Here is a 21,706-nt window from a genome sequence, read left to right on the forward strand (position 1 = left end):
GCGTTTTCCTCAGGTTCAGTCAATGGTGGCGTACTCAGCCGTAAACTATACTTTTTCTAATAGAGTCAGTGGGACGCTTCAAGTGACTTATCAACAGACAGGGCTCAGTCAATGGTGGCGTACAGAGCCAATTACTTACGCATATACAAAGGGAGAGTATTTTGCTAGAAGAAAACCTTACGCAATAATACTCTCCCTTGTAAAAAAGTTGTTATTCTTTAGTTTGAGAAATTATATATTTATCTGATCACAGTTACAGATACATTTTCAAGATCTGCTTCTGAGAATTCAGCTCCATCTGCAGGAGTAGCAGAAAATCCGAAGGAAACGCTTGATGAGGAAGCAATGCTTCCGTTATGACCAGCGTTTTCGATAACATAGTGGTTATCTTCGTGGCTTATTATATTTGCATTCCAGATGTTTGTGATCTCATCTGCAAAGTCAAATTCTAAAGTCCATCCATCAAGAGATGAATCAGAGTTATTCTCAAGCTTTATTTCTCCATTGTATCCATAGCTCCATGCCTGTTTGGATAAAGATACGTTGACATTTTCAAGGTCAACAGCTTCTTTTGATACAAGTGTTGATTCATTTATAGAAAGGTCTTCTTCTGAATTCTTTGTTGCAATAAGTCCAAAGGTGTAGCTCTCGCCTGCAGCAAGATCAGTTTTCCATGATGGATGAGAAATCACGTAGCTGCCATTTTCAGAAGAAACAACTTCTGCGTTCCAAATCTGATCGATATTTCCGTCAAGATCAAAAGCTATTTTCCAGTTCTTTGCAGTTACATCAGAGAGGTTTGTAACTGTTACGTTTAGCTGAACCTGATCATTCCAGCTTGTTACAACCTCAGAACTTACTTCAATGTTTGCCTTAGGAGCTTCAATCTCAGAAAAGCTTGCCAAAAAGTTTACTTCTTCGCCTGGTAGGTCTGAAAGAGAAATAGTATCACCGGGCTGATAAAGGTTTTCTGTTCCTTCCAAAACCCATCCATCAAAGTTATAGCCTTCTTTTACAGGAGCCTCGGTTGAAACAGTTATGCTGGAACTGTTTTCTATTGTATAAATGTTCTCATCAACCGGAACATTTGTCACATCTTCGTCTGCAAGATAGTTTGCCTTGTAGTTATTAAGAGCGTAATGGCAGAAGAGATGAGTTCCATTTGTGTGAGCAGCACTTGTTGAAAGATCACTTGTTCCGGCAGCCCCTGTGTAGTGGATATAAACAGAATATGCAGTTTCGCCTGTTGCCTTTACTATATAAGGTTTCAGGAAGAAATAGTCGATGCCTGTATAGTTTGAATAACCCTTTTTGTAATCTGCCCTTTCAAGATGGTATCCTGGAAAAACAGGAGCAAGATCAGTGACATATGTCACTTCATCGCTTTGGATGTCAAAAGAAACGTTGCTTGAACTTCCAAGACTGGCTGCCTGCGATGTTAAGGTTGTGTTACATACAAGATCTGTTAAGGTGAAAGATTTGGTAACAACTTCTGTATCTTCTTCTGCATAAGAAATGAAAGATGCAGAGCTTACAGATGATGCCACGCTTAAGAATCCTGCCATTGAATAGGCAAGAATTCTTGCTACAAAACTTTTTTTCATTGAAATACCCCCAAAATATTATTTTTTTATACTGTTAATTTTATGAGAATCTGCTTATGACTAGCAATTCAGATATGACGCTTTTGTATGCAAAAACAACCATGAAATTGTTAATACAATAAATAAGGTGTACAATATATAGCGTAGATGCGTTCTATATTTAAATCTAATATGTGAATTCATTGTTCATATATCTATTTTCAGGGGGATTAAATGGAAAACGGCGGGGAGAAATCCAGTAATAGTTTTATGCTCAAAATCTGCGCTTTTATAGTAGATAAGCGCAATCTTTTCTTTCTTATTTACGCGATTCTGTGTATTTTCGCAGTTGTATCAAGAGGATGGGTTGGTGTAGAAAATCAGCTGTCAGAATATTTGCCAGGAACGTCGGAGACCAGGCTTGGACTTGATCTGATGGCAGAGCAGTTTACTACATATGGATCTGCTAAAGTCATGGTTGCCAATGTTTCTTATGATCAGGCACTTATGATACAAAAAGACCTTGAGGACATTGACGGCGTATTTTCAGCGGAGCTAGATGATACTGACAAACACTATAACAACGGATCAGCTCTTTTTAATATAACCTTTGATTATGATGAAAAAGATGAAAAGTGTCTTGAACTTCTGGATGATGTAAAAGATTACTTTGATAAATATGATTACTATCTGTCAACTACTCTTGGAGATACTCAGTCTGAGCTTATTGCAAAAGAGATGAATGTTATCTCGGTAATCGTTGTTTTTGTTGTAGTCGGTGTTTTGCTTTTGACATCTCAGGCATATGCAGAGGTCCCGATACTTCTCCTTACTTTTGGAAGTGCTGCCTTGGTGCAGATGGGAACAAACTTCCTTTTGGGGACAATTTCTTTTGTATCCAATTCTGTGACTATAGTTCTGCAGTTGGCTTTGTCTGTAGACTATGCCGTTATTTTCCTTAACAGATATAAGGAGGAGCATGCTGAGCTTCCTCCAAGAGAAGCATGTATCATCGCTCTTTCCAAGTCTATTCCTGAAATATCCGGAAGTTCACTGACTACGATCGGTGGTCTTATTGCCATGCTGTTCATGCAGTTTGGAATAGGAAGAGATATGGGTATCGTTCTTATTAAGGCTATTATCTTAAGCCTTTTGTCTGTATTCCTGCTTATGCCGGGAATTATCATGGTATTTGCAGGCCTTATGGAAAAGACCAAACACAAAAATTTCATTCCACAGATTCCATTTGTTGGTAAGTTTGCCTATGCAACAAGGTACGTGATAGCACCGGCTTTTGTAGTTGTGATCATAATCGCCAACAGGATTTCTTCCGGAACACCTTACGTATATGGCTATACCAAGATCACACCGCCGCTTATCAACGAGGTGCAGGCGGCTCAGAACATGCAGAATGATAACTTCAGGTCGGATAATATGGTGGCGCTTGTATTCCCGTCAGGAGATTATGATACAGAAAAGCAGCTCATCGAAGATCTTTTGGCTGATGAGAATGTTTCGTCTATAACAGGCCTTGCCAATACTGAGGCATTAAATGGATATACGCTTACTGAAAAGCTCACGCCAAGACAGTTTTCAGAACTTTTAAATATCGATTATGAGATAGCAGAGCTCATATACACAGCCTATGCCGTTAATGATGAAGACTACGCAAAGGTTGTCAATGGCCTTGCTAATTACAAGGTGCCACTTATTGACATGTTCATGTTTGTTTACAGGGAAGTTGAAGAAGGCTATGTGACATTAAGTGATGAACTTATGGACAAACTTGAAAAAGCCAACAGAATGATGGAGTTTGCCAAAAAGCAGCTTCAGGGAGAGGACTATTCAAGAATACTTGTTTATTTAAACCTTCCACAGGAGTCTGATGAGACCTTTGCTTTCCTTGAAAAAATGCATACCTACGCTGAGAAATATTACGATGAGGATAAGATTTATGTTGTCGGTGAGTCTGTCAGCCAGTATGACCTGAAAAAGTGCTTTTCAAGAGACAACATGGTAACCAGTGTCATATCAATTCTTGCGGTTTTGGTGGTGCTTCTTTTCACCTTCAAATCAGCAGGTATGCCTGTTCTTCTTATTGCTGTTATTCAGGGGTGTATCTGGATCAACTTCTCAGTACCTGCCATAGAGCATGACAATTTGTTCTTCCTTGGATATCTGATTGTTAGTTCTATCCAGATGGGTGCCAACATTGACTATGCGATCGTTATCGCGGGCAGATACACAGAACTCAGACAGACCATGGGTAAAAGAGATGCCATCATCGATACAATGAACCTGTCATTCCCTACGATCATTACATCAGGCACCATGCTTGCTGTTGCAGGAACGCTTATTGGTAAGATGACATCAGACTGCGCGATTTATGGAATTGGTAAGTGTCTTGGGCGAGGAACAATTATTTCCATTCTTATAACAATGTTTGTGCTTCCGCAGATACTTCTTGTGGGAGATAAGGTAATTGAGCTTACAGCCTTTGTTATGAATGTTCCTCTTTCCACCAAGCAAAGGTCAGGAACTATGCGAATTGACGGCGCAATAAGAGGTCATATAGACGGTAATATCACAGGCGTAGTCCACGCGGTTGTTAAAGGCAATGTCAGTGCCTTTATAGAAAATGGAGATGTGACAATGATGGACGAAGAGCCATATGATACAAGCGCCAAGGAAAGTGATTTCTACTATTCAGAAGGGGAGGAAAACTGATATGAAAAAGAGATTATGTGCACTCCTTCTTGGAATAACTATAGCTTTTGCGATGCCACTTTCAGTACTTGCCACAGAAGGTGAAGCTATAAAGACCGGAACTCAGGAAAGAGCTATTGAGAATGAAGTAGACGTAGATGAGGACATTAAGGAAGATATAGAGGCTGAAATACCAGAGGATATAGAAGAGATAACGATAAACTCTGTCAAAGATTTCCTGCAGTTTTCCGAGAACTGTAAGCTTGATACCTGGTCTGTAAACAAAAGAGTTACCTTAAATGCAGATATTTCGCTTCTTGGAATGAACTTTGAAGGTGTTCCGACTTTTGCCGGAGAATTTGTTGGAAATGGCCATACCATAAGTGATTTTACGATTGGAAAAGACATTTCTCATGTGGGACTATTTGTAACCCTTCAAAAGACAGGAAGTATACGTGATCTTAAGGTCAAAGCTTCGATATTGCCAAGCGGTGAAAATATCATAATTGGAGGCATTGTATCAGATAACAGTGGACTTATCCAAAATTGTGACTTTGAAGGCGTTATAACTGCCAATGACTACATAGGAGCAATTGCAGGAATCAACCAGCTGTCAGGCGATATCAAAGGGTGCACTTCAAAAGGGTTTATACATGGAGTCCACTATGTGGGAGGTATTGCCGGCGAGAACATGGGTAATATATATGGCTGTACCAATGAAGCACTGGTAAATACAACCAATGAAGATACTCAGATCACAATAGATTCAATGAGCACACTTAATAAAGTGATATCGCTTGTAAAGAATATTAACAGTACTGCAGAGGATGCCAACGCAGATGTTACTGCATCTGATATCGGAGGAATTGCAGGTCTTTCCATAGGTATAATAGGAAGAAGCATCAATATAGGTGATGTGGGATATGAGCATGTTGGCTACAATGTGGGAGGAATTACAGGAAGACAGTCAGGGTATCTGTATTACTGCACCAATAATGGCAACATCCTCGGAAGAAAGGATGTTGGAGGAATTGTCGGCCAGGCAGAGCCATATGTCACTGTCGACCTGAGCACTGATATCGCATATCAGCTCTCCGAAGCCATTGGAAAGCTCCATGATATTGTCACTGTGACTTTAAATGATACCAGGAATCAGTCAAATACTATATCCAGCAGACTCTCTGCAATCCAGCAGTTTACAGATGGTGCGATAAAAGACGTTAAGTATATTGCCCAGGGAACCATAGATTTTGCAAATGGTGTGTCTGGAGCTGCTACTGAAGCATTTTCAAGAGTTGATTATGTTCTTGATGAGTCTTCCAAGAAGGACGGAGCTCTTGATCAGGCTACTTACGCAGCAGAAGATCTTCACAGCTCTGCCGGAAGTCTTAAGGATACGGTAAAAGATCTGGATCTTGAAAAGTACATGGATGATGATCAGAAAGAGCAGTATAACAATTCTTTGGATGTGCTCGAGGGCCTTTCAAGTCAATATGAAGCTCTTTTTGATTCAAAGTTTTTTGAAGAATACAACGAATACGTAAAAGCTCACAGGTTAAGGGAAGAAGAAACAAGGGACCTTGTATATGTTTCAAGTGATGGTACTGAACTTGAAAAAGACGTAAGAGATGGCACATGGAAGCATAGCACAGATGGAGCAGTCTTCCCTGTAAGTGACAGTGAAGATCCAAGATATGAAGCTGATCAGACCCTCAATCGTGATGCAACTGAAGATGCTACCTCTGAGGCGGACCGCTATGCAAGAAACAACTATCAGAGCCCTGTTACCGGAGAAAAAGGTGAGGATGCCTATATTGATGACCTTACAACTGCAAGTGCTACGGTTACAGTCATAGCAGCTGAGGCAACTTCTAAGATGACTGATGCCGCAAGAGAAGATGCGGTAAAGGCAATGAATTCTTTTGAACAGGCTACAGAGCATCTTAAGGAAGCCGGTTCTGATACTAAGGCCATAGTAAAAAATATAGCAGGAAGATCTGACATAGTCCTTCCTCAGTTTAGTAATGAATACAGAGCCCGCACAACGAGCTTTGTTGACAATATGCAGGGCATGAATGATAACTTTGGCCTTCTTAATTCGGAGATGAATAATGCTACAGGAGTTATAGTAGATGACCTGCAGAAAATGAATGACCAGTTCAATACTATAATGCTGTTGTTCTCTGATGCTGTTGACGGTGTGCTGGAGGCTGATTATACAGCTAATTATGAAGATGTTTCTTTTGAAGAAGCTGAGAATTGTACTGATGCGACCATAGACTGGTGTATAAATTACGGCTCTGTAGAAGGAGACATTGATACTGCAGGTATTGCCGGAACTATGGCGATTGAATATGACTTCGACAAAGAAAGTGATACGACAGGCATCAAGGATTCAAGACTTAACAGTTCATATCTGACAAAGTGTGTTCTTAGAAATAACAAAAACTACAGCGATGTTACAGGTGAAAAAAACTATGTGGGTGGAATCTGCGGCCTGCAGGAAATGGGGACAGTTCTAAAATGTACTAACCTTGGAAATCTAAAGTCCAATTCCGGTCAGTATATAGGCGGAACATGCGGCAGATCTTTGTCCTATGTGGTTAACTCAAATTCCATGGGAATCCTTTCAGGAGAGTCCTACGTTGGTGGAATAACAGGTGATGGTCAGAATATAAGTGAGTGTCTTTCCCTGGTAAAAATAGAGGATGCTGAGAGCTTTTATGGTGCGGTTTCCGGTCACATAAGCGATGATGGGGTTGTGAGAGGCAATACCTTTATCAGTGATGACCTCGCCGGAATAGACAGAACAAGCCAGGCACTCAAGGCTGAACCTGTCAGCTATAATGCGGCTGATCTTCCATATGATTTTAAGAATATGACTGTTTCTTTTATTCTTGAGGATGAAGATCTTGATGGCGGAAAGAAGCTGGTGAAAAAAGTCAGCAAGCGCTTTGGGGAGAAAATGAGTCTTGATGACTATCCTGAAATAGCCCCCAAAGAAGGATATTATGTTTCCTGGGACCAGGATAGTATAGATAGTATAAAGACTGATGAAATTGTTACTGCTTCCTATGTGAAGTATAGGACAACTATCTCCGAGGATACATCAAGTGATGAAGATGGTTTTTATCAGGCAGAAGTCCTGGTGGATGGACAGTTTAAGGAAAATGATACACTGACAATAAATCATACCTTGTACTATGATGACAATAATTTTGAAAAAGTTGCCAACATAAAAGACCTGGTTAAGTATGAGACTGTTGTGGTTGAGGTTCCTGATGATGGAGAAAGCGTCCATGATGTAAGAATCAAACCTCTTGTAGATCTTGCAAAGAGTTTCAAAGATTATGATGTATATCTGGTAAATGGAGATGAGCAAACGCTTATTGAGAAAAAGGGTAAACTTGGTAATTATAATATCTATGAGATCGAAGGTAACAACTTTACGCTCGATATAAGGTTTAATGGAGCTGAAAAAACGGTTTATCTGGTCGTACTTGGAATTGTCGGAATTTTAGTGGGAATTCTTCTGATAATTGTTCTGATAATAGTATTTATTGTAAGACATGGCGGAAAGCTTCCGGGAATCCTTAATAAGATCGGAGTAAAGATTTCTGAGAGGATAGAGAATAAAGAACAGATATTCTATGACGACAGCAACGAAAAAATAAATAAAGAAGACGAAAAAATAAACAAAAATGATTAAAATATAAACAATCAATAAAAGGGTTGCACAATCCCCAAGCAGTTTCTATAATTATAGATAGCTTGGGGGTTTGTTGCAATGGAGGATTAATCGGGGCTAACTAAAAAAGAATTACTGGGGTATAAAATTATGAAGGAATTACTTAATGAAATCCTTATGGAAGACAAAACTTTAATTCACTTCCCTTTTGGCAATGGATTTTTTGATATATATAAATCTGTTGTCCTTTCGTGGGTGATTATAGGTTTTGTCTTTATTTTTATTCTGATCATGACAAGCAATCTCAAAGTACATAATATTTCCAAGAGGCAGGCGGCTGTTGAGGCCTTTGTTCTCTGGATACGAGGTGCTGTTAAGGGAATGCTTGGTGAAGAAGGAGAGAGGTACGTAGATTATATTGCGACAGTGCTTATCTTTATTGCCTGCTCCAATATGGTCGGGCTTTTTGGTCTTACACCTCCTACTATGGATCTTACAGTGACGATCGCTTTGTCGGTTATGAGTATTGTACTCGTAGAGGCAGCAGGTCTTCGCAAGAAAGGCCCTAAGAAGTGGCTTAAGGGATTTGCAGAGCCGATGCCTGTAATAACACCGATGAATGTGTTAGAACTTCTTATCAGACCGCTTTCCTTGTGCATGCGACTCTTTGGTAACATTTTAGGTGCTACAGTAATCATGGAACTTATCAAGTTCGTAGTACCGGTTATATTCCCGGCACTACTTAGCTTGTATTTCGATATATTTGACGGATGTATACAGGCTTATGTTTTTGCATTTTTGACATCACTCTACATTAAAGAAGCAGTGGAATAACATTTACACAAAAAGGAGGAATTATAATGAGTTTAACAGCGATTGGAGCAGGCATTGCCGCATTTACAGGAATTGGAGCAGGTCTTGGTATCGGCCTTGCTACATCAAAGGCAACGGATGCTGTTGCCCGTCAGCCTGAAGCAGATGGCAAGATCATGAAACTTTTACTTCTCGGTTGCGCTCTTGCAGAGGCAACAGCTATTTATGGTTTCGTAGTAGCTATCATGATCATTCTTTTCTCATAAGAGAAGATAATTCTAGACGTGTAAAGGGGATACAAAGTGTTAACAACCAGTATTGTAAACATAGCATGTACTATATTTAATCTTCTCATTCTGTATGTCTTGTTCAGGAAGTTTCTTTTTGGGAGAGTGGACAAGGTTCTGATGCAGAGAAGAGAAGAAGTGGATACTGCCACCAAAACAGCTGATGAAGCCACAAAGTCTGCTATTGCCACCAAGAGAGAGTATGAAAAGAAAATCGAGATGGCGGATGAAGAGAAGGAGCAGATTCTTGCTGACATCAAGAAGCAGGGCTATGACGAGTATGAAAAAATCATAAGTGAAGCCAAGAAAAAAGGTGAGCAGATCATAGTTGAAGCGAGACACAACGCAGAAGTTGAGAATGAGCGAGCAAAGGAAGCTTATGCAGCTCAGCTCACTGATATGGTTGTGGATGCCGCTTCTAAGATTGCTGCGACAAAACACAGCAAAGAAGATGATATGGAACTGTATGAGAAATTTATAAGTGAAGCTGGAGCAAATAATGAGTGAAACTTTAAAAGCAAAACTGCGCTATGCAAGTACTCCTCCAAGTTCAGAGCAGATTGAAAAGATCAAGAAAATTCTTGAAAAAAAGTTCGATGACGCAGTTATTGAAGTCGAGACAATAGAGGATCCTTCAATAGGAGGAGGCTTCGTTGTATCCTGCAAGAACTTTGAATATGACTGGTCTGATGCCGGCAGAGCAAAGCAGCTCCGCGCAGAACTTAATAACCTTAGCAAGAAAACTGAAGAACACGATACAGGCAGGATCATATCAATGCTTGGAAATAAGGTCGTGGATTTTAAGCTTCAGGTTGAGGACAGGGAAGTAGGAACAGTTACCTGGGTTGGTGATGGTATTGCCAATGTAGATGGCATTGAACATGCATTTTACGGCGAGATCATCGAATTTGAAGATGGTACAAGAGGAATGGCACAGGATATCAGAAGTGACCACATCGGTTGTATCCTCTTTGGTAATGATGCAGGAATAAGACAGGGTACAAGAGCTGTTAGAACTTATAAGGAAGCCGGAATACCTGTTGGTGAGGCTTTTGTTGGAAGAGTTGTTGATGCGCTTGGAGCTCCTGTTGATGGACTTGGCGAAATAAAAGAAACCGAGTACAGGCCTGTAGAGCAGCCCGCACCTGGTATTATTGAGAGACAGTCAGTTAATGAACCTATGGAGACAGGTATTTTGTCTATAGATACCATGTTCCCAATTGGAAGAGGACAGAGAGAGCTTATAATCGGCGACAGACAGACCGGTAAAACTTCTATAGCTCTTGATGCTATCATAAACCAGAAGGGCAAAGATGTAATTTGTATATACGTGGCTATAGGTCAGAAGGCATCTACTGTTGCCAAGATTGTTCAGACCCTTAAAAAGACAGGGGCAATGGATTATACAATAGTAGTCAGCTCAACAGCTTCTGACATGGCGCCACTTCAGTATATCGCTCCTTATTCAGGAACGGCTATGGCAGAGTTCTTTTTACATGATGGAAAAGATGTACTGATCGTATATGATGATCTTTCCAAGCATGCAGTAGCATACAGAGCACTTTCACTTCTTCTTGAGAGATCACCGGGAAGAGAAGCTTATCCAGGAGATGTATTCTACCTGCATTCAAGACTTTTGGAGAGATCATGTAAGCTTTCATCAGAACTTGGAGGTGGTTCAATTACAGCACTTCCGATCATTGAGACACTTGGAGGCGACGTATCTGCTTATATTCCTACCAATGTTATCTCAATTACTGATGGACAGATATTCCTTGAAAGTGATCTTTTCTTTGAAGGTATGAGACCTGCTGTAAATGTAGGACTTTCCGTTTCCCGTGTAGGTAGTGCAGCTCAGACCAAGGCAATGAAGAAATCTGCCGGAAGTATAAGAGTTGACCTTGCACAGTATAGAGAAATGGCTGTGTTTACACAGTTCAGCTCAGACCTTGATGAAACTACCAAGAATCAGCTGCGTCATGGAAGCGTTCTTATGGAACTCTTAAAACAGCCTCTTGAGCACCCTCTTAAGATGCATGAGCAGGTTATCATCCTTGTAGCAGCTAATGCCGGCCGACTTGATCTTGTACCTGTTAAGCAGGTAAGGGAGTATAAAGAAAAACTCCTTAACTATTTCAATACTGAGCAGGGGGAGATCTGCGAGGAACTTGAAAAGAGCGGAGAACTTTCTGACCAGCTTAAAAAGAGAATTCTTGATAGTGTTGATGCGTTTAATGATGTTGAAAACAAACAGCTTAAGGAAGAAATAGAGATAGCTCATGGCAACAATTAAGGAAATAAGGGACCGAATCGATTCGGTAAATGATACCCGAAAAATTACAAATGCTATGTACCTGATCTCGTCGACCAAGCTTCGAAAAGCGAAAAAGATGCTTGAAGATACAGAGCCATTCTTCTTTGCTACGAGGGCAATGATCTCCAGAGTAGTAAGACATCTCCCTGAGGGGGTTGAAAATATCTTTCTGGAAACCTGGCAGGATATCCCTGAGAAAGACAGAAGAAGGGGATATATCATTTTTACAGATGATAAGGGCCTTGCCGGTGCCTATAACCACAATGTTCTGAAGCTTGCCGAAGAGCATATTCTGTCGGATGGTGACAAATGGAAGCTTTTTGTTATTGGTGAAGTTGGAAGGTTCCATTTTGCATCCAAGAATATGAACATAGAGGAATCTTTTATGTTCACTTCCCAGAATCCTACTCTTCACAGAGCCAGGAAGATCGCGGCTGAGATCCTTGATTACTATTATGAGAGAAAGCTTGATGAGATCTATGTAGTCTACACTACCGTTCAGGGCAATGTATGTGAGACCAGATTTGAAAAACTGCTTCCTCTTGATATCATCACGGATATCAGAAAACAGCCGCTTCCACCAGGAGTTATGCGGGAAGAATTCTTAATGGATCCGAGTCCGTCGGCGATCTTGGACAATATTGTTCCAAATTACATTACCGGATTTATATATGGAGCGCTTGTTGAAGCCTTTTGTTCGGTTCAAAGCGCCAGAATGATGGCTATGGATTCAGCTAATAAAAATGCTGAAAAGATGATAAGTAATCTCAAACGCACCTATAACAGACAAAGGCAGGCACTGATAACTCAGGAGATAACAGAGGTTGTCAGTGGAGCAAAGGCTCTTAAACGGAGCAAAGAAGCAAAGAAAAAAGGAGCAAATCTTGAAAAACGGTAAGATTTTGCAGGTCATGGGACCTGTAGTGGATGTAAAATTTGAAGACAGTGATCTTCCATATATCAGTGATGCTCTCGAGGTTTATGTAGAAGACAAAAAACGTGTCATGGAGGTTTCACAGCATATAGGAGAGGATACAGTCCGCTGTATCATGCTTTCTCCAAGTGAGGGACTGTGTAAGGATATGCCTGTATATTGTACAGGCGGTCCTATAAGTGTTCCTGTTGGAGACAAGGTCCTTGGACGACTTTTCAATGTCCTTGGAGAGACGATAGATCACAAGGGTGAACTTGAAACTCCTGAAAAATGGCAGATTCACAGAGACCCACCAAAGCTTGTTGATCAGAGTCCTGTAGTAGAGATCCTTGAGACAGGAATAAAAGTTATTGACCTTCTTGCGCCATATGCCAAGGGCGGAAAGATAGGTCTGTTTGGTGGAGCCGGTGTAGGAAAGACAGTTCTTATTCAGGAGCTTATCCAGAATATCGCTACAGAACACGGTGGATATTCTATCTTTACCGGTGTTGGAGAGCGTTCAAGAGAGGGTAATGATCTTTGGTCAGAAATGAGTGAGTCTGGCGTTATTGAAAAGACTGCCCTTGTGTTTGGACAGATGAATGAGCCACCGGGAGCTCGTATGAGAGTTGCCGAGACAGGACTTACAATGGCTGAGTATTTCAGAGATGTAGGCCATCAGGACGTGCTTTTATTCATTGATAATATTTTTAGATTTGTTCAGGCGGGATCTGAGGTTTCTTCACTTCTTGGAAGAATGCCTTCAGCGGTAGGTTATCAGCCAACTCTTGCTACTGATCTGGGCTCTCTTCAGGAGAGGATCACATCAACAAGATTTGGTTCTGTTACATCCGTTCAGGCTGTATATGTTCCTGCGGATGACCTTACAGACCCTGCTCCTGCCACAACATTCGCACATTTGGATGCCACAACAGTTCTTTCCCGTAAGATCGTTGAGCAGGGTATTTATCCTGCTGTTGATCCTCTTGAATCTTCAAGCCGTATCCTTGAAGAGGATATTGTAGGAAGAGAGCATTATGAAACTGCTTTAAGGGTCCAGGAAATACTCCAGAAGTACAAAGAACTTCAGGATATTATCGCTATCCTCGGAATGGAAGAGCTTAGTGATGAGGATAAGGTTACTGTTTACAGAGCACGTAAGATCCAAAGATTCCTTTCACAGCCATTCCATGTGGCAGAACAGTTTACAGGAATAAAGGGTAAGTTTGTGCCTTTGGCAGAGACAATAAAGGGATTTAGAGCTATTATAGAAGGCGATATGGATAAGTATCCGGAAGCAGCATTCTTTAATGTTGGCTCTATTGATGAAGTTGTTGAAAAAGCAAAACAGATCGAGGCGTGAGTATGAGTGAGGAAAGGGTAGCTACCTTTGGCCTTCAGGTCATTTCCGTAAACGGAATATTTTATGATGATAAGGCAGAAGAGATCATTCTTCCTTGTGATGATGGGGAGCTTGCGGTTTTGGCAGGCCACGAGGAGATGATCCTTGCTCTTTCTGACGGTATTATTAAGATAAAAAAGCCGGGTGGCGAATGGACCGTTGGAGTAGTAAGCCTTGGTTCTGTTCAGGTTGCCAATAACAGATGTATTGTCATTGTAAATACTGTTGAAAGACCTGAGGATATTGATAAGAGAAGAGCGCAGGAAGCTTATGAATATGCTAAGGAGCACCTGCTGCAGAAACAGTCAATCAAGGAATTTAAGAAGTCTCAGGCAGGACTTGCAAGAGCCCTTACAAGACTGTCAGCTGTTTCTAAATATAAAGACTAATTTTAATGGGGAGTAGTAAGTGTGAAAAAAGTAAGGACACTTCTTTTGAGTGCCCTGGTTGCAGCTTTTGTTTTAACCGGGTGTCAGAAGGAAACAAATGACGAACTTGAAAGCTATAAGGAGAGTATGGACTCTTTTTATAATAAGCTTTCTTATTTTGATGAATCAATCAATGGCATCGATCCTAATTCTGATGAGGCTGTATCACAGCTTTTAGGATATTTGGATGAGATGAATGAAGAGTATAAGAAAATGTCAGAGCTTACGATTCCTGAGGAGTTTTCAGGAATATCAGATATTGCAGTTGAAGCTGCTGACTATATGGAAATGGCCGATCAGTTTTATCATGAGGCCTATGATAATGAGTTCGATGGTGACAGCGAGTCGCTTGCTAGTCAGTATTACCAGAGAGCCAATAGCAGAGTACTGGTTATGTTACAGGTTCTTCATGGCGAAGTTCCAACGGGAGAGGGCGTTACAGTAACGACACAGGATTCTATACAATTCTCTACGATAGGAACGAGCACAGAAGAATAATGAATACATTTATATATTTAGTAAAATTTATCGCATCAATGGGAGTGATCATAGGTCACACCAGATTTCCCGGGACCTTTGGTTTTGTTTGGGACGCAATCAGCAGATATATCTGTCCTTTCTTTTTTGCCATTTCTGGAAGATTTCTCATTCCCTATAGCATGAGAAGTACTGAAAATATCAGAAAAAGAGTTGGCAAGGCCATTAAAAAGCTCGTAAAGACCACGGGGGTAGTCTATCTTATCTATCTGGTCTATTCACTTTTATTTCATTTAAAAAACGGTATTGGTTTTGGAGAGTGGTTCACATCCAAATTCAACCTGTCTGAAGCAAGATGGTTCTTTTTGTTTAATTCCGGCAAATTTATTTATGACGGATCATATACATTTGACCATCTGTGGTATTTGTTTGCACTTTTTTATGTATTTGTGCTGATATACATATTTGCACCTGTTCTTAGAAAATGGTACAAATTTCTTGTGGTGATCCTTTTAGCAGGGATGTACTTTGGAGAACTGCTTCAGACTTTTTATCCTATAAGGCCTTTTGATATCAGCATAACCACCTGGTATGTGCTCAGAAACTGGCTGTTTGAGGGCATGCCTTTTGTCCTTTTGGGAATATGTTTTTCTGATCACATAGGCAAGCTAAAAGAGGAACTTTCTGAAGATGAATTTACAATTCGCAGCAGAAAATGGATTGTTCCCGGATTTGCAGGCATACTTGCAGGAATGGTGATATCAAGTGCAGAGTTCCTTCTTCTTGGCAAAAAAGAATGTCCTTTTGGAGCGCTTCTTATGGTGCTTGGTATTCTCTTTTTATCAGAGACAGGTATTGGTGGTGGCAGGCACCTATGGAAGATAGGAAAGGAAGGATCATCAAATATTTATTTTTATCATGTTCTGGTGATCAGTATTTTTGATCAGCTTTCTTACTACGGAGTTTTGCCGGATGTTTCAATGGGGCAGAAACCTTTTGTGATAATGGCTCTGTGCCTTTTGTTTATATGGTTTATACCAAGGACGATCAAAAAATACAGCTACAGGAAGACAAAAATATAAAAGGTAGAGCGGTATGAAAAGAGAAGAGTTTTTAGAAAAGTTTAAGGGAAAAGTAGTTTTTTTGGATGGGGCGACGGGTACGAACCTGATGAAGGCTGGAATGCCTGCTGGCGTATGCCCGGAAAAGTGGATCCTTGAGCATAAAGATGTGATGTTACAGCTTCAGAAGAGCTATGTTGATGCAGGGGCGGATATAATCTATGCCCCTACTTTTACAGGCAACAGGATAAAGCTATCTGACTACGGCCTTGAGGGCAGCATAAAAGAGATAAATACAGAGCTTGTAGAACTTGCAAAAAAAGCTGCAGATGGCAGAGCCCTGGTGGCAGGTGATATCACCATGACCGGAAGGCAGCTAAAGCCTATCGGAGATTTAAGTTTTGAAGAACTTGTGGATACATATAAGGAACAGATCAGTATCCTTGAAAAAGCTGGATGTGATCTGATAGTTGTTGAGACCATGATGAGTCTTCAGGAATGCAGAGCAGCCCTTATTGCTGCCAAGGAAATTTCTGATATTGCTGTAATGGTAACTCTTACCTTTGAGGCTGACGGAAGGACTCTTTACGGGTCAGATGCTTCTGCTAGTGCCATTACTTTAGAGGCACTTGGAGCATGCGCTATTGGTGCAAACTGCTCTACAGGCCCGGATAAGATGGAAGAGATCATAAGAAATATGGCCTCTGTGACAAGCGTTCCTATAGTTGCCAAGCCCAACGCGGGGCTCCCTTCTGTTGATGAAAATGGGAATACTGAGTATGACATGGATGAGCCTACTTTTGTTAAGGAGATGAGAAGGCTTCTTGATGCAGGTGCCAGCGTGATCGGAGGATGCTGCGGCACAACACCTGCTTTTATAAAGGCTTTAAAAGAAAGCTATTTGGGCTATTCACCTGAAAATGATATACCAAGGAAAATGGTTGGAAGAAGATATCTTTCATCTGAGAGGCAGAGCCTGTCCTTTGGACTTGACGAAAACTTTATGATAGTGGGAGAAAGGATAAATCCCACTGGTAAAAAGAAACTTCAGGCACTTCTTCGTGAAGGGGATCTTTCCATGGTTTCTGAATTTGCAAGAAGTCAGGAGAAGGAAGGTGCATCGATCCTTGACATCAATGTGGGTATGAGCGGAATTGATGAAAAAGAGATGATGCTTGATGTGCTTGAGGAAGTTATGTCTCAGACTGACCTTCCACTTTGCATAGATACCAGCAGCGCTGAAGTCATGGAGGCAGCCCTTAGGATTTACCCAGGAAGAGCCCTTATGAACTCCATCTCTTTGGAAAAAGGCAAAGCAGAACAGTTCCTGCCACTTGCCAAGAAGTATGGCGCTATGTTTATTCTTTTACCTCTTAGTCCGGAAGGACTTCCAAAGACAACTGAGGAAAAGATAGGTAATATAAAAGAGTTGTCCAAAATGGCTTACGATATGGGAATGAATCTTGAAGATATCGTGGTTGACGGGCTGGTGGCTACTGTTGGTGCTGACAGGGAAGCTGCCATAAAGACTTTGGATACCATTAGTTTTTGTCATGAGAACGGATATGCCACAGTATGCGGTCTCTCCAATATTTCCTTTGGACTTCCTGAGAGAATGAATGTAAATACAGCCTTTTTGACTATGGCGATCTCTCGTGGACTTACTATGGCTATTGCCAATCCGTCCCAGGAAATGCTTGTAAATGCGGCTTTTGCATCAGATCTTTTGCGCAATAAAGAAGGTGCTGACATCAGATATATTGAGAGAATGCAGCGCATAGCAGAAGCAAAAGAGGATAAAAACGCTACAGAAACGGGCGCTGCAAAAATGGATAAATCAGCGTCTACTAATAATGATGATATTCTTGCTATAATAAAGGCAGATGTCTTAAAAGGATCGAAGAGAACTATCGTAAAAGATACGCAGATAGCGCTTGATAGAGGAATAGAGCCAAGGGTTATCCTTGATGAAGTTTTGATGCCGGCCATAAACGAAGTGGGAGATCTTTTTGATAAGGGAAAGTTCTTCCTTCCGCAGCTGATATCAGGGGCTGAGGCTATGAAACTTTCAATAGGAGTATTAGAGCCGCTTTTAAAGGGCGATGAAGCCACAGGGAAAAAGCTCCCTTCAGTTGTTATAGCAACTGTTCATGGCGACATCCACGATATCGGCAAAAACCTTGTGGCACTGATGCTTAAAAATTATGGTTTTAACGTTATTGACCTTGGAAAAGATGTTCCAAAGGAGACGATAATAAATGCGGCCAGGGATAATGATGCCAGCATTATAGCTCTTTCTGCACTTATGACTACCACCATGAAAGAAATGAAAAATGTGGTGGACCTGGCTCATGAGGAGGGACTTGATTCCAAGATCATTATCGGTGGAGCAGTGGTGACAGAGGATTATGCCCAGGAGATAGGAGCAGACGGCTATTCATCAGATGCAGCCGATGCTGTCAGGGTGGTTAAACAGATTCTTAATATCGAAGACAATCAGTGATAAAAAGTATTTGAGGAGCGTTGTATGATTGGAGCTGAAGCAATAGTTAAGTGCCTGTTACAGGAAAAAACAGAAGTCATCTTTGGTTATTCAGGAGTTGCAATTGACCCCTTTTGGAACGAAATGCTAAAGACTGATATAAAGAGGGTTTTGATAAGAACAGAGCAGAATGCTGCTCACTGTGCAAGCGGATATGCGCGAATAAGCGGCAAAGTCGGAGTGTGTGCCGTGACTTCTGGGCCCGGTGCCACAAACCTTATTACTGGTATTGCTACAGCATATGCTGACTCTATCCCGCTTGTTGCTATTACCGGGCAGGTAAACAGCGACATGATAGGAAGTGATGTTTTCCAGGAAGCAGATATCACAGGTGCTGTGGAATCTTTTGTTAAGTACAGCTATCTTGTAAGGGATGTAAATGATATCCCAAGGATATTCAAGGAAGCCTTCTATATTGCAAACAGCGGAAGAAGAGGACCTGTACTTATTGATATTCCTTTTGATGTTCAGACTGCGGAATTTACAGGGAAGTTTTCCTATCCTGAAACAATATCCATGCGTTCATATAAGCCAACTGTAAAGGGTAATATTGTCCAGATAAGAAAAGTTATAAAAGAGGTTGAGAAGGCAAAGAGACCTATCATCTGCGTCGGTGGCGGTGTTCATTTAAGTGGAGCTACCAGCGAGATCGTTAAGTTTGCTGAACTTAATAAGGTCCCGGTTGTATCTACCATGATGGGTATTGGAGTTATGCCAACAGAGCATCCTCTTTATTTTGGAATGGTCGGAAATAACGGGGCCCCTTATGCTAATAGAGCCATGAATGAGTCGGATCTTCTTTTGATGGTTGGGGCAAGAGTTGCGGACCGCGCAGTAAACAGGCCGGATCTTATAACTGAAAATAAGGTTATGGTGCATATAGATGTTGACCCCGCTGAAATAGGCAAAAACGTTGGACCTACAATTCCTCTTGTAGGTGATATTAAGCATATTTTTGCGGATTTTCTTGAGCAGGATGACCATGCTGATGACCATGATGAGTGGGTCAGTCTTCTTAAAAAGTATAAAGAGGATATGCATATTGACAGAAAACCTGCAGGTGAGGGCTTTGTTGATCCGGAAGTTTTTATAAATAAGCTTTCAGAAGAAGTAGACAGAGACTGTGTATATGTAGCCGATGTAGGCCAGAATCAGATGTGGTCCTGCTCATATTTTAAGGTGCGTGACGGAAGATTTTTGACCTCAGGTGGAATGGGGACCATGGGATATTCAATTCCGGCAGCCATGGGAGCCAAGCTTGCTGACTCTAAAAAGCAGGTTTTAGCTGTTATTGGTGACGGAGCATTCCAGATGTCCATGATGGAACTTGCTACAATGCGCCAGTATGATATTCCGGTTAAGATAATCGTTATGAAAAACGGATATCTTGGCATGGTAAGAGAGCATCAGCATTATACTTATGATGACCATTATTCAATGGTAGAGCTTTCAGGAGACCCTGATCTTTCACTTATTGCAGGAGCTTACGGAATGGACTATGAGAAGGTTGACGGGAAATGTGACATTGATGCAAAACTGAAAGAGTTTTTGAAGGATGATAAGTCCGGTCTTATGGAAGTAATTGTTGATCCTATGGCGCTTACCAGATAAGAAATGGGGAAAGGTAGCTTAACATGAAAAGAATATATTCAGTTCTTGTAGAAAACAGGGCAGGTGTACTTTCTAAAGTGGCAGGTCTTTTCTCAAGAAGAAATTTCAATATTGATTCTCTGGTTGTTGGTGAAACTGCAGACAGAAGCGTTTCCTGCATGACTATCGTATCAACAGGTGATGAACGAACTATTGAACAGATAGAAAAGCAGCTTAATAAAAAGATTGATGTTATCAAGGTAAAGACTTTCAAGGAGAGCATGAGCATCAACAGAGAGCTTATGCTTATCAAGGTTAAGTACAACAGGGATAACAGAAGAGATATCATGGAGAACTGCCAGATCATGGGAGCTTCTATAGTTGATATGTCTAAAAATATGATGGTCATACAGATATGCGACACGTCAGAGAGAATTGAGTTATTTATAGAGATGCTTAAAAGTGTTAGTATAGTTGAAATAGCACGAACAGGGACGGTTGCTCTTACGAAATGCAAGGAACAGTAAAGCTTTATGGCTTTACTGTTTTTTTATAATGATTTAACTGGTGTTTAATTCAAAACGGCAAATCGATAATGTATACTTTGTATACACGCAAACCCCTATATTAAAAGGAGAATCATTATGAAGAAGATAAGAGTAAGTTTGGCAATCATGCTTGTTGCAACTATGCTTATTGGCGTTTATACCACAGCCTTTGCATCCGGCTCTGTTAATGGTATTACTGTAGGAAAAGAGTACTCTGCGACCTTAGACGACGGAAATATGTATCTTCTTGTTGAAGTTACAAATACAAATGGTGTAGATACGGCAGTTTCAATGGATGCTATTTCTATTGATGCTGGTGGAAATGTAATGGAGACGAATGCTGAGGATGATGTATTTATACTGGCTCCGGGCGAAATATATATGCTTGTTGGAGTATTTCCAAATTCTGGATCAGCAACAAACTATGACTATGATCTTTTTGTAAATACTAAACTTGGATCATATGGAGTACAAGCTGCAGGAAATGACCTTGATACCAAAGGCTATAATGCAGGAAATGGAAATGTAGAAATATATGTTACAAATACCGGCAGCGAAGCTGTATCCGGTGAGGCTGTAGTTGTTTATTATTATAAAGGACAGATAGTCGATTTTGGCGAATCTGGTCTTTATAATACAGGAGGTGCGCTTAAGCCTGGCGAAACAATGACTGCCAGATTCTATACAAAACAGGCTTATGATTCATTTGAATATTATGTTACAGGTATGAAGTAATACCAGAAATACCAGAATAACAGATTATTTTATAGATGGCTTTTCGCTCCTTATAAAGGTGCGAAAGGCCATCTTTTTTGGTGTTCAAAGTCTTTAAGTGTTGCATATAACAATGCTTTCGCTTTGTATATGCGTAAGTAAGGTAGAAGCTAGGGAGTAGACAGGGGGCAGACATTGCCCCCTGTTATTCTATGTATAAGCTTAAGAAATTGGTAAATGTTTGGCTCCGTACGCCACCATTGACTGAACCTGAGGAAAACGCCCTGCAGGCTCTGCCGACGGTGAGGATGATGGGAACAGTAGATTTTCACGCACCGTCGGAACAAGCATTGTAGCGTTTTCCTCAGAACCCGTCAATGGCAAGCACCTTCGGTGTGGCTGGGGATTATTGCCTCGGGCTCTGACTCCGAGAACAGTAGGGATGGCTGAAATTGAATCAGCTGGAGACTTGGGATATTAAAACATAAAGATTTACCTGGCTATAGCATGCTGCGAGAGATTTTTCTCGATTTTCATGCCTTGTGCATAGGCTTCTGACATGATTTGGAGATTTTTTGCAAGTATCACATGCTTTGTATAGTGGTTCAGACATGTTGTTAGTGATTTTGACTCAGATACC

At 40.9% G+C, this 21,706-nt stretch carries 16 protein-coding genes; 15 read left to right on the top strand and 1 reads right to left on the bottom strand.

The window, feature by feature from the left end:
- Positions 1–239 precede the first annotated feature (239 nt).
- Complete coding sequence (locus G585_RS0115355) at positions 240–1,604, bottom strand: cellulose binding domain-containing protein (protein ID WP_022776182.1); 1,365 nt, start codon at positions 1,602–1,604, stop codon at positions 240–242.
- A gap of 213 nt (positions 1,605–1,817) precedes the next feature.
- Between G585_RS0115355 and G585_RS0115360 the strand changes: the two genes are divergently transcribed.
- From G585_RS0115360 to G585_RS0115430, 15 genes are all read left to right on the top strand, one after another.
- A complete protein-coding gene (locus G585_RS0115360) occupies positions 1,818–4,310 on the top strand; it encodes an efflux RND transporter permease subunit (RefSeq protein ID WP_022776184.1) in 2,493 nt (830 codons plus the stop codon).
- Position 4,311: 1 nt separating this feature from the next.
- Positions 4,312–7,998, top strand: coding sequence for a hypothetical protein (locus tag G585_RS0115365; protein ID WP_022776185.1), 3,687 nt, complete (start codon positions 4,312–4,314; stop codon positions 7,996–7,998).
- 129 nt (positions 7,999–8,127) lie between these two features.
- Positions 8,128–8,811 carry a F0F1 ATP synthase subunit A gene (locus tag G585_RS0115370; RefSeq protein WP_022776186.1) on the top strand — a complete coding sequence of 228 codons (684 nt, stop codon included), beginning with the start codon at positions 8,128–8,130 and terminating at the stop codon, positions 8,809–8,811.
- A gap of 26 nt (positions 8,812–8,837) precedes the next feature.
- Complete coding sequence (atpE, locus tag G585_RS0115375) at positions 8,838–9,056, top strand: ATP synthase F0 subunit C (protein ID WP_022776188.1); 219 nt, start codon at positions 8,838–8,840, stop codon at positions 9,054–9,056.
- A gap of 36 nt (positions 9,057–9,092) precedes the next feature.
- The gene (locus tag G585_RS0115380; protein WP_022776189.1) at positions 9,093–9,584 is read left to right on the top strand and encodes an ATP synthase F0 subunit B; all 492 of its coding nucleotides are present in this window, start codon (positions 9,093–9,095) and stop codon (positions 9,582–9,584) included.
- Complete coding sequence (atpA, locus tag G585_RS18435) at positions 9,577–11,370, top strand: F0F1 ATP synthase subunit alpha (RefSeq protein WP_022776190.1); 1,794 nt, start codon at positions 9,577–9,579, stop codon at positions 11,368–11,370. Before G585_RS0115380 ends, atpA begins: the two co-directional genes overlap by 8 nt.
- A complete protein-coding gene (atpG, locus tag G585_RS18440; RefSeq protein WP_022776192.1) occupies positions 11,357–12,289 on the top strand; it encodes an ATP synthase F1 subunit gamma in 933 nt (310 codons plus the stop codon). The genes atpA and atpG overlap by 14 nt, the downstream gene beginning before the upstream one ends.
- Positions 12,276–13,667: a F0F1 ATP synthase subunit beta gene (gene atpD / locus G585_RS0115395; RefSeq protein WP_022776193.1), complete on the top strand. Its 1,392-nt coding sequence runs from the start codon at positions 12,276–12,278 to the stop codon at positions 13,665–13,667. The genes atpG and atpD overlap by 14 nt, the downstream gene beginning before the upstream one ends.
- A gap of 2 nt (positions 13,668–13,669) precedes the next feature.
- Positions 13,670–14,095, top strand: a complete 426-nt coding sequence (gene atpC, locus G585_RS0115400) for an ATP synthase F1 subunit epsilon (RefSeq protein ID WP_022776194.1) — start codon at positions 13,670–13,672, stop codon at positions 14,093–14,095.
- Positions 14,096–14,116: 21 nt separating this feature from the next.
- The gene (locus tag G585_RS0115405; RefSeq protein WP_022776196.1) at positions 14,117–14,632 is read left to right on the top strand and encodes a lipoprotein; all 516 of its coding nucleotides are present in this window, start codon (positions 14,117–14,119) and stop codon (positions 14,630–14,632) included.
- Positions 14,632–15,693, top strand: coding sequence for an acyltransferase family protein (locus G585_RS0115410; protein WP_022776197.1), 1,062 nt, complete (start codon positions 14,632–14,634; stop codon positions 15,691–15,693). Before G585_RS0115405 ends, G585_RS0115410 begins: the two co-directional genes overlap by 1 nt.
- Before the next feature lie 13 nt (positions 15,694–15,706).
- A complete protein-coding gene (locus G585_RS0115415) occupies positions 15,707–18,175 on the top strand; it encodes a homocysteine S-methyltransferase family protein (RefSeq protein ID WP_022776198.1) in 2,469 nt (822 codons plus the stop codon).
- Between the two features lie 24 nt (positions 18,176–18,199).
- Entirely contained in the window at positions 18,200–19,825 is a 1,626-nt protein-coding gene (gene ilvB, locus G585_RS0115420) for a biosynthetic-type acetolactate synthase large subunit (RefSeq protein ID WP_022776200.1), read from the top strand.
- A 23-nt stretch (positions 19,826–19,848) separates the two neighbouring features.
- Complete coding sequence (gene ilvN, locus G585_RS0115425) at positions 19,849–20,331, top strand: acetolactate synthase small subunit (RefSeq protein ID WP_022776201.1); 483 nt, start codon at positions 19,849–19,851, stop codon at positions 20,329–20,331.
- 117 nt (positions 20,332–20,448) lie between these two features.
- Positions 20,449–21,087 (top strand): hypothetical protein, encoded by a 639-nt coding sequence (locus G585_RS0115430; protein WP_022776202.1) that lies wholly within the window; start codon positions 20,449–20,451, stop codon positions 21,085–21,087.
- Positions 21,088–21,706: the final 619 nt, after the last annotated feature.

The sequence above is a fragment of the Butyrivibrio sp. AE2015 genome, from assembly GCF_000420825.1.
GTDB lineage: Bacteria > Bacillota > Clostridia > Lachnospirales > Lachnospiraceae > Butyrivibrio.

Coding starts and splice junctions, on each gene's coding strand:
- G585_RS0115355 (WP_022776182.1), bottom strand. CDS start 1,604: ATGAAAAAAAGTTTTGTAGCAAGAATTCTTGCCTATTCAATGGCAGGA.
- G585_RS0115360 (WP_022776184.1), top strand. CDS start 1,818: ATGGAAAACGGCGGGGAGAAATCCAGTAATAGTTTTATGCTCAAAATC.
- G585_RS0115365 (WP_022776185.1), top strand. CDS start 4,312: ATGAAAAAGAGATTATGTGCACTCCTTCTTGGAATAACTATAGCTTTT.
- G585_RS0115370 (WP_022776186.1), top strand. CDS start 8,128: ATGAAGGAATTACTTAATGAAATCCTTATGGAAGACAAAACTTTAATT.
- atpE (WP_022776188.1), top strand. CDS start 8,838: ATGAGTTTAACAGCGATTGGAGCAGGCATTGCCGCATTTACAGGAATT.
- atpA (WP_022776190.1), top strand. CDS start 9,577: ATGAGTGAAACTTTAAAAGCAAAACTGCGCTATGCAAGTACTCCTCCA.
- atpG (WP_022776192.1), top strand. CDS start 11,357: ATGGCAACAATTAAGGAAATAAGGGACCGAATCGATTCGGTAAATGAT.
- atpC (WP_022776194.1), top strand. CDS start 13,670: ATGAGTGAGGAAAGGGTAGCTACCTTTGGCCTTCAGGTCATTTCCGTA.
- G585_RS0115410 (WP_022776197.1), top strand. CDS start 14,632: ATGAATACATTTATATATTTAGTAAAATTTATCGCATCAATGGGAGTG.
- G585_RS0115415 (WP_022776198.1), top strand. CDS start 15,707: ATGAAAAGAGAAGAGTTTTTAGAAAAGTTTAAGGGAAAAGTAGTTTTT.
- ilvB (WP_022776200.1), top strand. CDS start 18,200: ATGATTGGAGCTGAAGCAATAGTTAAGTGCCTGTTACAGGAAAAAACA.
- ilvN (WP_022776201.1), top strand. CDS start 19,849: ATGAAAAGAATATATTCAGTTCTTGTAGAAAACAGGGCAGGTGTACTT.
- G585_RS0115430 (WP_022776202.1), top strand. CDS start 20,449: ATGAAGAAGATAAGAGTAAGTTTGGCAATCATGCTTGTTGCAACTATG.